Genomic DNA, 13492 nt, shown 5'->3' on the forward strand with positions numbered 1-13492 from the left:
ATACGTTCTGAATAACACACCTTCATCCGAACGAATAACCAGCTTTCCATACGAATTATAATTTCTAAAAGTTCCTGACCCAAAAACCACATACCTTGACTCATTTTTTGGATGAAATTTTCATAATAGTAAATGGTTATAAATCTTATAAACACCAAAAGTCACGTAACATTTTTATAAAACAATGTTACATTTTTGAAACCTGATTAAACTTTAATAAATTTATTTTTCAGTAAATTATTGAATTTCAGTTTGTTGAAGTTACTTAACAAATAATTAACCTTGCCGAAATATTTAGTTACATAATTAGACCTTCGGATTACCGCCCCGGGATATATTAGCCACAAACAAATAAATATTTTAAAGGATGAATAAAATTCTTATGTGGTCTATTACGGCAGCTTTGGCAGGATTTCTTTTTGGATTTGACGTGGTAGTGATTTCCGGCGCAGACAAAAAATTGCAGACGTTGTGGAACAGCTCAGATGCATTTCACGGAGCGGTCGTGATGGGGATGGCATTATGGGGTACAGTGATAGGGGCTATTTTCGGCGGAATCCCGACCAATACATTAGGACGGAAAAAAACGCTCTTGATCATTGGTGTCTTATATGCGTTTTCTGCCATAGGAACTGCACTTTCCAATGATCCTTATCTGTTTGCATTTTTCAGGTTTATGGGTGGTTTGGGCGTTGGAGCTTCTACGATTGCTGCACCGGCTTATATTTCAGAGATTGCACCTGCAAAAGATCGCGGAAGGATGGTTTCACTGTATCAGTTTAATATTGTTCTGGGGATTTTAATTGCATTTTTATCAAATTATTTATTAAGCGGTATCGGCGATAACGACTGGAGATGGATGCTTGGTGTACAGGCAATTCCTGCAGCCATTTATACATTATGTGTATTCACCATTCCGGAAAGTCCGAGATGGCTGGTTTCCCATTCCAGAATAGAAGAAGCGAAAAAAGTGATGAAAATCCTGAGTCCGGATCAGGATTCTGAAACTTTGATCACGCAGATGGAAGATGACCACGCAGAATCACCAAAGGAAAATATCTTTATGAAAAAATACCGTTTTCCGCTGATGTTGGCTTTTCTAGTAGCCTTTTTTAATCAGATGTCGGGTATCAACGCATTCCTGTATTACGCACCAAGGATTTTTGGCGAAGCAGGTTTGGGCGAGAAAACAGCACTGCTCAGCAGTATAGGAATTGGTGTTGTGAATATGGTTTTCACTCTGGTTGGCGTTAATCTCATTGATAAAGTCGGGAGAAGAACACTGATGTATTTAGGTTCCGTAGGGTATATCATTTCTCTGGGGTTGGTTTCTATGGCGTTTTATTTCCATTGGTCGGGATTGGCGATTCCTATTTTCCTGTTCCTCTTCATTGCTTCTCACGCTATTGGTCAGGGAACCGTGATCTGGGTGTTCATTTCAGAGATTTTTCCGAATCATCTTAGGGCATCGGGGCAGGCTTTCGGAAGTTCCACACACTGGCTTTTGGCAGCGATCATCCCATCCTTGATTCCTACATTATTTTCCACCATTGGAGCTGGAACCGTGTTTTTAGTCTTTACCATTGCAATGGTATTCCAATTATTATTCGTGATGTTTATGATGCCGGAAACAAAGGGTATATCTCTGGAAAAATTAAGCAAAACACTGACGAAATAGATGTACAAATCAATATAATCATCAGAAAGAACACCTCTATAAATTGAATAAAGTGTTTTTAAAATAATTCAAAAAATTCCTATTAAATAATCATAATGAAGAGAATCATATCAACTTTAATCATTGCTGCAACGTTTTATTCCGGGCTCAACGCACAGTCGGATTTGAAAACGTCCGAAGAGCAGCTTTACAGACCCAATTACCACTTCACTCCTCAAAAAGGCTGGATGAATGATCCAAACGGTCTGTTTTATCTCAACGGAACTTATCACTTATTTTTCCAGTATACGCCGTTTCAGAGTGTACCGGATTTTGGTAAGATGCATTGGGGACACGCTATCAGCAAAGATCTTATAAAATGGGAAGAACTGGCTCCTGCCATTGCCTATGATGAAAAAGGTGCCATATTCTCAGGAAGTGCAGTTGTGGATAAAAATAATACATCAGGTTTTGGTGATGGGAAGAATGTTCCGTTGGTGGCAATTTTTACCTATCACGATATGAAGAAAGAGCAAGCCGGAGAAATTGACGCACAGTCTCAGGCAATCGCTTATTCTTTGGATAATGGAAAAACCTGGACCAAATACAGTAACAATCCGGTATTGAAAAATCCAGGAATAAAAGATTTCAGGGATCCGAAAGTTTTCTGGGATGCCAAAAGAAAACAATGGGTAATGGGATTGGCGGTACAGGACAGGCAGCATTTTTATGCCTCAAAAAACCTGAAAGACTGGACCTTCCTTTCAGAATTTGGCAAAGATTTCGGCGGACACGGTGGCGTTTGGGAATGTCCGGATCTTTTCCCCATAAAGGTAGAAGGAACCAATGAAGAAAAATGGGTGCTTATCGTTAACATCAATCCGGGTGGCCCAAACGGAGGCTCTGCTGCCCAGTATTTTGTAGGTGATTTTGACGGAAAAACCTTCAAAATGGATGATATTTATACAAAGCAGCTCGAAAAAGAAAAAGTGGTCTGGCTGGATTGGGGGCGCGATAATTATGCGAGCGTTTCTTTTGATAATGTTCCGGATAATAAAAGAGTGATTATCGGATGGATGTCAAACTGGGATTATTCACCGAATGTGCCTACGGAAAAATGGAGAGGAAGTTCTACTATTCCTCGTGAAGTAACTTTAAAACGGACCAAAGAAGGTTATATTTTGAAAAATAATCCTGTTTCCCAACTCAAAAATTATGAAGGAAAATCAATCAGAAAAGAAATTAGCCTTGTTTCTGATAAAAAGCTCATCGGCAAAGGAGAAATAGATCTTTCCAAAGCAGTGTTAGATGTTGATCTCAAAAAAATGACCAAAGGAGTTTACACTTTTGCTTTGAAAAATTCATTGGGAGAAAGGGTGATTTTCGGAATTGACAATAACAAGCAAGAGCTGTTTATTGACCGTACCCAATCCGGGAAAACCGATTTTAAGGGCAATTTTGCAGACAGGGTTTCAAAAGCTCCATTAGCAAAAAACTACCAAAATGCAGCGTTCAAAATTGTCCTGGATAAAACTTCTATCGAAATTTTCTTCAATAACGGCGAAAAGGTAATGACCGAAATATTCTTCCCTAATGAAAGCTTTTCGGAACTGAGCTTATCCACAGATACAAAAGGAAGTACTCTGAACATCAATGCACATCAGATTAATATCAAATAAAAACTATACTATGAAGAAATACAAAATAGCCATCGCCTTTTGCCTTCTGCCTTTTTCGTATGTATTTGCGCAGGAAGTCATTAAAGGTAAGGTAGTTTCCTCAAATCAGAAACCGCTGAGCGGGGTTATTGTAACCGTTTCAGAAACAGGAGCCAATACAACAACAGACGGCAGCGGTGCATTTCAGATTAATGATCTGCAAAAAGGAAATACTTTAATTTTCACTTATCCCGATTATTCCACCCGTGAAGTGGTTGTAGATGAAAAGACAATTCTTAACATCATTTTAGCTGCAGAAAAAATAAAAAGTATAGATGAGGTCATCGTAACCGGATATACCAAGCAGAAAAAAGCAGACATTACCGGTGCGGTTTCTGTGGTGGATATGAAAGACCTGAACAAGCAGACCGAACCCAATCCAATCAAATCTTTGCAGGGAAGGGTAGCGGGTGTTAATATCACAGCCGACGGATCTCCTTCCGGCAGTAATACCAAAGTGCTGATTCGTGGTGTGGGAACGTTAAATAATACAGATCCACTTTATGTGATTGACGGTGTTCCCACAAAAGCCGGAATGAACGAACTCAATCCAAGCGATATCGAAACGATGCAGGTGCTGAAAGACGCATCTTCGGCAAGTATCTACGGTTCCAGGGCTGCCAATGGTGTTATCATTATCACTACCAAAAAAGGTAAAAAAGGTAAGATGAGAATTGACCTTAATTATTATACGGCGTATTCACAGTATACTAAAAAAACAGAGGTTCTGAATGCCAAACAATTCGGACAGGTGCTTTGGCAGGCCAACATCAATGACGGACTGAACCCTAATAGCAACAATTTAAGCTACAATTTCGACTGGGGTGTTCAGAATGGTGTTCCGACCTTATATAACAGCAATGTTCCGGAATATCTGGATGCCGCAAAAACCATAAAGTCAGCCGATACCAACTGGTATGATGAGGTTTCGCAGACAGGTGTTGCCAATTCGCTGGATGTTTCTGCTTCTAGTGCTTCGGACAAAGGTTCTTACTTTTTCTCTTTGGGATATTATAACAATGATGGAATCGTGAAGCTTACCAATTTCAAAAGATTGTCTGCCCGCGTCAATACCTCTTATAACTTTTTTGACGGAAAACTGAAAATCGGAGAAAATTTCACCTTTAATAAAACCAATGAGCTTATGGATCCGGGCGTTTTGGATCCCGCATTACGTGCTTTGCCCATCATTCCCGTTCATACTATAGACGGAATCGGGTGGGGCGGTCCGGTTGGTGGAATGAATGACCGGCAAAATCCTGTCAGACTTTTGGAATACAATAAAGACAATGGCTACCAATATCAAAGATTCTTCGGAAATGTTTATGCCGAATTGCAGCCTGTGAAAAATCTGACCTTAAAATCCAGCTTTGGAATCGATCTTTCCAATTATTACAAAAGAATGCTGCAAAGAAGCTATGTTTCAGGTTATCTGCAAAACAAAACCAATGCAGTAAACATCGACCAGTCAGACACGGAGAAATGGACATGGTCCAATACAGCACAATACACTGCGAAAGCAGGAAAACACCATTTTGATGTGTTGGGTGGAATGGAAATGTACAAGGATACGTTTAAAAATACGTGGCTGAGAAAAGAAGGATTCCTGATAGAAACACCTGACTATATGTATCCAGATGCAGGAACAGGAGACGCTTTCAACGGCGGAAGCTCCACGTATTACAGCCTGTTGTCCTACTTCGGAAAATTCTCTTACGATTATGACAACCGATACCTTTTTTCCGCAACATTGCGTTACGACGGCTCTTCAAGATTCGGTAAAAACAACCGTTTCGGAACATTCCCTGCATTCTCGGCAGGATGGAGAATCAATAAAGAACATTTTGCGGAACATCTGATTCCGTTTTTCTCAGATTTACGATTAAGAGCAGGTTGGGGACAGACCGGAAACCAGGAAATCAGCAATTCGGCGGTTTATTCCCTTTATATAGCAAATTATGCGGGAGGAAATCCAACGTGGGCAACATCTTATGGCACAGCCTACGATATTTCCGGTGTCGGAAGTGGGTTATTACCATCAGGATTTATCGCAACTCAGACAAAAAATGACGACCTGAGATGGGAAACCACCACACAAACCAATCTCGGTCTGGATTTCGGATTTTTTAACCAAAAACTGACAGGGAGTATCGATGTTTATAAAAAAGCAACAAAAGACATCCTGGTATTACCACCTTATCTTGGGGTGATCGGAGAAGGAGGAGATCGATGGATCAATGGGGCATCTATGGAAAACAAAGGGATCGAGGTTGCATTGTCCTATCAGAATGAAACAGCAGGCGGTTTCCGTTACGAAGTTTCAGGGAACATCTCGATGAACCGTAACAAAATTACCGAACTTCCGCAATCGGTTATCAATAATTACGGTGGAAACGGAACAACGGATAATATTCTGGGACGCCCCATTAACTCAATGTACGGTTATGTTGCCGACGGACTTTTCAGGACGCAGGCAGAGGTGGATAATTCTGCCAATCAGTCAGGTAAAGGTTTGGGAAGAATCCGCTATGCAGATCTAAATGGTGATGGAATGATTGACGACAAAGACAGAACGTGGATTGGCAATCCGAATCCGGGATTTATGTATGGTATCAACCTTAACTTTTCATATAAAAACTTTGATCTTTCAACATTCTGGCAGGGCATCGGTGATGTGGATGTCATTAATTCAAAAAAATACCAGACTGATTTCTGGAGTGTGGATGATGTCGGTTCCAATAAAGGGACAAGGCTTCTGAATGCGTGGTCGCCGCAAAATCCCAATTCGGATATTCCTGCGCTTACGACAGTGGACAGTAATGCAGAATCCAGATTCTCATCATATTATGTAGAAAGCGGAAGTTATCTGAAGCTGAGGGTTTTACAGTTGGGCTATACGTTTCCGAAATCTTTAATGGAGCATTATAATATTGTCAATTTCAGGATGTATGCAAGTGTTCAGAATCTTTGGACGATAAAATCGAAAAGCTTTACAGGAGTAGATCCCGAAACACCGGCATTCGGTTATCCGTTACCGCTGACGTTCAATTTTGGAGTTAATTTTTCCCTATAATTTTTAAATAATAAAAAATGAAAAAGAATATACTTTTAACAATAGCTTTTGCTTTTCTGCTTGGAACTACTTCCTGCAACGATTTTCTGGACAATGAGCCGAGAGGTGTCCTGTCGGAAGCTGATGTGGTAACGCCTCAGAATGTGGATGGTTTTGTGGTTGCAGCCTATGCATCTCTTGGAAACGACCATTATGATACCCCTTTCAGCCTTTGGCCCTATGGGAACGTTCGTTCTGATGATGCGTACAAAGGAGGAAGCGGAACCAATGATATCCAGACATTCCACTTTTTTGAAATTTCAAATAACGTCCGTTCGGATTTTGGTGAGTTAGACAGATTATGGTATCTCAATTATGTAGGGATTTCCAGATGTAACAAAGCAATTGCCGCACTTAAGCAACTTTCAGATTCCGAATATCCGAACAAGCAAAAGCGGATTGCCGAGATGAGCTTCGTAAGAGGACATTACTACTTTTTACTGAAAACGTTATTTAAATATGTGCCTTATGTAGATGAAAATACACCGCTTGATGAGTATCCGAAAATCTCAAACAGGGCAAAGACAGACCAGCAGTTATGGGAAGCTATTGCTTCTAATTTTGAATTTGCAGCCGCTAATCTGCCTGCAACACAGTCGGAAGTGGGAAGACCAAAGAAAAGTGCTGCCTATGCTTATCTTGCTAAAGTAAGGCTGTATCAGGCGTATGAACAGGATGATAACTATACAGTAACGCAGGTAAATCCTGTCACCCTTCAGAAATCTATTGATGCTGCCAATCAGGTGATCGGAAATTATACATTGGAACCGGATTTCGGGTACAATTTCCTGCCGGGAACACACGAAAACGGCCCTGAGGCAGTTTTTTCCATTCAATATTCTGATAATGACGGTACGCTTTTCGGAAGGCTCAATTTCGGAGATATGCTTTCTGTACCACAAGGTTTGGGATGCTGTGATTTTCATAAGCCAAGCCAGAATCTGGTGAACGCATTCAAAACGACACCGCAGGGACTACCGATGTTTGATACTTTTAACGATGTGGATCTGAATTACAACCAGCTGAACAGTTACAAGGTAGATCCTAGATTATACCACACCGTTGCCTTGCCCGGACTGCCTTGGAAATACGACGAAAACAAAATTTTTCAGGAAAGCTGGAGCAGAAGTCCCGGGACTTATGGGTACTATTCTTCGTTAAAAGAAAATGTGCCTGTAGGATGTGGCTGTACCGTGAATGTAGACCCCTTCTATGGAAATTCCAAAAACAGAATTATCATAAGATATTCCGATGTTTTGCTGATGAAAGCTGAAGCGCTGATAGAGCTTGGACAATATAACGATGCTTTGCCACTGATCAATCAGGTGAGACAGCGGGCTGCCAATAGTACGGTGCTTACAGGAAGTTATACCACCAACAACCTGATCAGCAAATATGAGCCGGGAGTGAACTGTACGTGGAATCAGGATTTTGCAAGAAAAGCGTTGCGATGGGAGAGAAGAATGGAGTTTGCCATGGAAGGAAGCCGTTTCTTTGACCTCGTAAGATGGGGCGTTACAGCAGGAACGATGAATAGCTATTATTCTGTCGAAAAAACTAAAAGATCTTACTATTCGCAGGCGGGGTTTGACCACGGAATTGAAGAATACTGCCCGATTCCTTTGGCACAGATCAATTTCAGCCAAGGACTGTACAAACAAAATAACGGATACTAAAACAAAATGCTAATGAAAACGATATTCAAAAACAGAATTGCGGATTATGGAATGAATTCCGGTTCGGAGTATCTTATCTATTAATAAAAAATGGAGTATTTTTAGCTCTTCAGAGAGTTCATTCAATAATATCAATATCAAAAATCCAATTAATGTTTATCAATAAGAAAATTAATGTAATAAGTTTTGGAGAAGTACTTTTCGACGTTTTTGGAGAAGAGAAAAAAATTGGGGGAGCTCCTCTTAATCTGGCTCTCAGAACAGCTTCATATGGCTTTCCGGTAACAATGATCAGTGCAGTAGGAAATGACGAAGACGGAAAAGTAATTCTGGATTATGGCAAAGAAAATACTCTTGAAACCGCCGGAATTATTGTTTCTCCGGAATATGAAACAGGAATTGTTCAGGTCTCTTTAAATGAGCGCGGCTCTGCCACGTATGAGATCAAGTTTCCTTCTGCGTGGGATTTTATCAGTGTTGACGAAAAAATAATGAATACCGTAAAAGAAGCTGATGTCTTTTTCTATGGAAGCCTTGCCTGCAGAAATGAGGTTTCCCAAAAAACACTTTTCTCCATATTGGATTCCAACGATAAAATGTTTAAAGTTTTCGATGTGAATCTAAGAAAACCCTTTTACAATATTCAGCTTCTTGAAAAGCTTATGAACAGGGCAGACTTTATTAAATTTAATGATGAGGAAATACTGGAAATTGCTGCCGGAATGGGCTTTGAATCCGATGATCTTGAATCCAATATAAAATTCATATCAGAAAAAACAAACACTAAAGCGATATGTGTAACTTTAGGAAAACACGGATCTATTTTACTATGGAATGATCAGTTTTATAGACACGAAGGTTATCCTGTAAAAGTGGCAGATACGGTAGGTGCAGGTGATTCTTTTTTGGCAAGCCTTATTGCGAAATTGCTGTCCGATCAAAATCCTGTTGATGCTTTAAATTTTGCAAGCGCTGTCGGTGCCTTGGTAGCGAGTTACTCCGGTGCAAATCCTAAGATAGAAAATTCTGAAATAGAGATATTTCTTAAGCAGAATGCTTATCTGAATATTTAAACAGTATTAATCTGATATCCCAAAGAATAAAAACGGCGCCACTTTAAGAGAAGTGGTGCCGTTTAACTGTATATGATTAAGACATATTATCTTCAGACTTTTATCGATAATTGGTTCATTTAAGTCAAATTAAGCAAGAACTACATCACTCATTTTATAAAGCAATTTAATTTTTGGTGGAAAAAATTTGATTGATTTTCAAAATCATTTCCTTCGCATTATTATTGGTGGGATCTAATTCTAATGATTTCTGATAATCGCTTTTTGATAATGCATATTCTTTTTTGTTAAAATAAGCTTCGCCTCGACTGTCATAGACATTTCCTGATTTTGGAAATTCATTGACATTTAAATCAAAAATCTTAAGCGCTGCGTCTAATTGATTATCTTTTAGAAACTCATAACCAAGTTCATTCAATTCATTTTCGTTGGAGAAATTGTAGTCATTTGGCTTGTTTTTCTTAAGGTCTTTATATAATGCAATTCCTTTATCAATATTTTTCAAGCATTCTTTTCTGATGGTTAAGCCAATAGATTCCTTTTGTGGCTCGATAGGGTAGTTTTTCCATTGGTTTAAACTGGCAATACTTAAAAGGATTTCTTCTATCAGTTTAAAATTATTACCATTAGTCATTACTGCTAAACCGTTTCCATCTTCAACACTTCCAATATAGTAGCATACAAACCCTTCATTCCCTCCGCTGTGTGCAAAATATTTTGTGCCTTTGAAATCACTTAGAAATACACCGTAATTATTCTCAATTCTCCTTACAGACATTTCTTTGGACAAAATATTATTTGATTTGCCTAATAATGACAATTGTGTTTCGATGATATATTTTGCCAGATCACTGGGATTGGTCCATAAACCGGCTGCGGCTTTTTCGGGATAAATATGATATTTTCCATTTACCTCTTTTCCGTTATTATAAGCCGTTGCAAGTAATAATTCTTTATCTGGAGAGGGAGGCTGATTATAAGAACTTTCATTCATTCCTAATGGCTTCAAAACATTTTTAAACATATAATCTTCATACTTTTCTCCTGTTGTATTTTCAAGGATTAACTGTGAAATAGTTGTTCCTCCACCCGAATACTGGAATTTAAGGTTGGGCTCAAACACAGACCGAACCGCAATAGAATTTGATGGTTTCAGTCCATCAAGAATTTGTATTATTGTAGGGAGTTCTTTTCCTCTTTGATAGCCTCCGAAACCATGAACAGACAAACCTGCTTTATGACTTAAGAGGTTTGCAATAGAAATTTTTTTTCCTTTTGAAACCGAATCATATGGGAATTTCCAGCTTTTCAAATAATTATTGATGTCATCATCCAAGCTTAATTTTCCTTGTTCAGCCAACTTTAATTGTCCTAAGCTATTAATGGATTTACTGATAGATGCAGCCTGAAATAATGTGTGAACGCTCGCTGGTCTGTTTTCAGCAACATCTGCATAACCATAAGCTTTAGCCCATTCTACTTTGTAATCTTTAATGACTGCGATGCTTACTGCATTCATATTATAGAAAGCCATCCTGTCTTTTAAAGTCCATTTCTTAGTTTTCGATTTATCCCAACTGAGCATATTGTCTTCGAATGATTTTATTTTATCCTTTACATTTTGTGCAAAAATATTCAAGGTTAAAGACAGCATTAGGACTAGATGTAGTTTTTTCATTTTTATTCCTGGTTATCTATTTCAATATAAAGACGATCCACAAGTAAGTTTTATTACATCAATGACTGATTTTTTTAGTATCTTCTGTTTTATTGTTTATTTTTTTTCAATGTTCAACAGCATCTGTTGTCCATTTTCATGATCCGGATTTAATTCAATAGATTTTTGATACATCGTTGTGAAAAATAATTTTACAAACTGTACTTCAATTTTGATTTTTCATTGACAAGAAGTTCCTTTATACAAACTTTATCAAATTTATTGGCTGCAAGTGGGCTATCTCCTGCATTTTCCTTATTTAAATTTTCTACGCCAAGTTTTTTAGGCTTTTGTCCGCAAAACCAAGGCATTTCTCCATGCTGATAACCGGGCTCTATTCAAATCTTTTATTAACAGCTATAGATAAGATTTTGAAGGTATTAAATGACATTTATTACTTGTAAATTTATGATAGTGTACCTCAAATTTTAGAATACTTATCTTTTAGTTTATCGGATAGTTTAAGTAAATTGCAATAAATTATTTAAACGATGTCTGATTTTCCAGTGTTTTTCGATTACATAGAAAAAACATCAGGCAAACAGCTTTCAGAAGACGATAAGCATTTGTTGATGGCCCATTTCAAACCCAAAAAACTTCGAAAAAGACAGTATTTTTTACAGGAAGGAGATGTATGCAAATACATTGGGTTTATTGTGAAAGGATCTGCCAGAACCTTTGCGACAGATGATAAGGGGCATGAACACATACTGAAACTATCTGTGGAAAATTGGTGGCTGGCCGATTTTGAAAGCTTTTTTCTGTTGACTCCAAGCCGTTTTAATATTGAAGCACTGGAGCCACTTGAGATACTACAGTCAACTCATGCTGAAATTGAACAGTTTCTAAAGCATATTCCCGCCTTTTCAGCGATGACGAATGTAATCAATCAAAATTACGCTATTGCAGCTCAAAAAAGAATGCTGGCCTCAAATAGCTATACGGCTGAAGAACGTTATGAAGAACTGATCAGAAGTTATCCTCATTTCCTGCAACGGTTTCCGCAGAACATGATCGCTTCATACCTGGGTTTATCGCCAGAAACTTTGAGCAGGATAAAGAAAAATTTTTTAAAATAATTTCTTTTTATGCTAACTGTATAATTCATGACGAATGTCGACTAATAAAATTAAAGATTATACATCAGCTTTTTCCCTGAAAGAGAATTTTTCATAATAATCAGCTAGGAAGTCCCGTAAAATATAGCAATTCTCAATTCATCATTGATCAAATCTTATTACTTGGTTTTTCAATTTGTTTTCTCAGCAAATTTCCTACTTTAAAAAATATTTTGCTCGAATAAAAAATAAGACTAAAAAGGATTTTATGCCGTTTTGATCTTGACTGGTTTTGTTTCCCGGGTGTTTTTAATAATATTTTAATTTACAGTATTACAATTGGTTATGAGCTTATTTTGATTTGGGTCATCAACCTGACTTGACCCATATCAAGCTTACTTAATGATGTATATCAACCAACGCTTCATCACAGGGTTGCATCTTTGTACAAGCTTCAAAACAAAAATATGAAGAATATTAACAAACAAAAAAAGTAATAAAAAGTAATGAGTAAATTAAAAAATAAAGTAGCAGTAGTAACTGGTGCAGCAAAAGGAATAGGTGCTTCAATCGCAAAGCACTTTGCCCATGAAGGTGCAAAGGTCGTTGTAAATTATGCTTCAAGCAAAGAAGCAGCGGATAGTGTAGTAAAGGAGATAACAGATCATGGAGGCATAGCCATTGCAGTACAGGCCGATGTATCTAATGAAGCTGATGTGAACAGGTTGTTTGAAGAAACTAAAAAAACTTTCGGAACCTTAGATATTTTGGTAAACAACGCGGTGTTTCAACAATTTTTACCTATCGAACAGGTATCGGCAGAAGCTTTTCATAAGCATTTCAACGTCAATGTTTTGGGTTCTGTATTGACTATCCAAGCATCGTTAAAGCTGTTTGGAGATAAAGGTGGCAATATCATTAATGTCAGTTCGGGTGCAAGCAAATCGCCGATGGCGGGAGTATCGTTATACTCTTCAACAAAAGCAGCATTAGATGCGATAACGATTTCTTTGTCGAAAGAACTGGGTGTAAAAAACGTTCGTATTAATTCTATTTTGCCAGGCGCTACAGAAACAGAAGGTGCCATTAGTGCTGGTGTTACCAAAGGCAGTGATTATGAAAAAATGTTTGTTGCCAATACACCACTTGGCCGTAGAGGTCAGCCGGAAGATATTGCGAAAGCTGCCGTATTTTTGGCTTCTGATGATGCAGCCTGGATTACAGGAGAGCAAATAAGCGTTTCCGGTGGTATGTTTGGTTTTTAAAAACATTGAAAGAACTGAAGATATGGGTATGTTATTGCATAGCAAATAGTATTATCGAAATAAATAAAAATGGCGCCACTTGTCTTAATAAGTAGCGCCATTTGGCTTTTAGTGACCAAGATGAGCGTATCTTCAAACACTTTTATCCATGATTTGGTTCGTTTGATCCAAATAAAATAAGAATTACAAAGCTTTTTTATCCAGTAATTTCTATTT

8 protein-coding genes are annotated in these 13492 nt (G+C 38.1%); 7 read left to right on the forward strand and 1 reads right to left on the reverse strand.

The genetic code is table 11. The features are described 5' to 3' along the window. Positions 1-367 precede the first annotated feature (367 nt). The 5 genes from DRF61_RS04915 (at position 368) to DRF61_RS04935 (ending at position 9236) form a co-directional block, all read left to right on the forward strand. Positions 368-1678, forward strand: a complete 1311-nt coding sequence (locus tag DRF61_RS04915; RefSeq protein ID WP_111954651.1) for a sugar porter family MFS transporter — start codon at positions 368-370, stop codon at positions 1676-1678. A gap of 95 nt (positions 1679-1773) precedes the next feature. Then, positions 1774-3336 carry a glycoside hydrolase family 32 protein gene (locus tag DRF61_RS04920; protein ID WP_111954653.1) on the forward strand — a complete coding sequence of 521 codons (1563 nt, stop codon included), beginning with the start codon at positions 1774-1776 and terminating at the stop codon, positions 3334-3336. Between the two features lie 10 nt (positions 3337-3346). Continuing rightward, the gene (locus DRF61_RS04925; protein ID WP_111955065.1) at positions 3347-6448 is read left to right on the forward strand and encodes a SusC/RagA family TonB-linked outer membrane protein; all 3102 of its coding nucleotides are present in this window, start codon (positions 3347-3349) and stop codon (positions 6446-6448) included. Positions 6449-6465: 17 nt separating this feature from the next. Further along, the gene (locus DRF61_RS04930) at positions 6466-8163 is read left to right on the forward strand and encodes a RagB/SusD family nutrient uptake outer membrane protein (protein WP_111954655.1); all 1698 of its coding nucleotides are present in this window, start codon (positions 6466-6468) and stop codon (positions 8161-8163) included. A 152-nt stretch (positions 8164-8315) separates the two neighbouring features. Then, the gene (locus tag DRF61_RS04935; RefSeq protein WP_111954657.1) at positions 8316-9236 is read left to right on the forward strand and encodes a carbohydrate kinase family protein; all 921 of its coding nucleotides are present in this window, start codon (positions 8316-8318) and stop codon (positions 9234-9236) included. 166 nt (positions 9237-9402) lie between these two features. Here the strand turns inward: DRF61_RS04935 and DRF61_RS04940 are convergent, their stop codons facing one another. Continuing rightward, on the reverse strand, positions 9403-10914 hold the full coding sequence (locus DRF61_RS04940) for a serine hydrolase (protein WP_111954659.1): 1512 nt from the start codon (positions 10912-10914) through the stop codon (positions 9403-9405). Between the two features lie 530 nt (positions 10915-11444). Here DRF61_RS04940 and DRF61_RS04945 point away from each other — a divergent pair. Both DRF61_RS04945 and DRF61_RS04950 read left to right on the forward strand, forming a co-directional pair. After that, positions 11445-12032, forward strand: a complete 588-nt coding sequence (locus DRF61_RS04945) for a Crp/Fnr family transcriptional regulator (RefSeq protein ID WP_111954661.1) — start codon at positions 11445-11447, stop codon at positions 12030-12032. A gap of 485 nt (positions 12033-12517) precedes the next feature. Continuing rightward, entirely contained in the window at positions 12518-13276 is a 759-nt protein-coding gene (locus DRF61_RS04950; protein WP_111954663.1) for an SDR family NAD(P)-dependent oxidoreductase, read from the forward strand. Positions 13277-13492: the final 216 nt, after the last annotated feature.

This window comes from Chryseobacterium lathyri (assembly GCF_003290185.1).
Lineage (GTDB): Bacteria > Bacteroidota > Bacteroidia > Flavobacteriales > Weeksellaceae > Chryseobacterium > Chryseobacterium lathyri.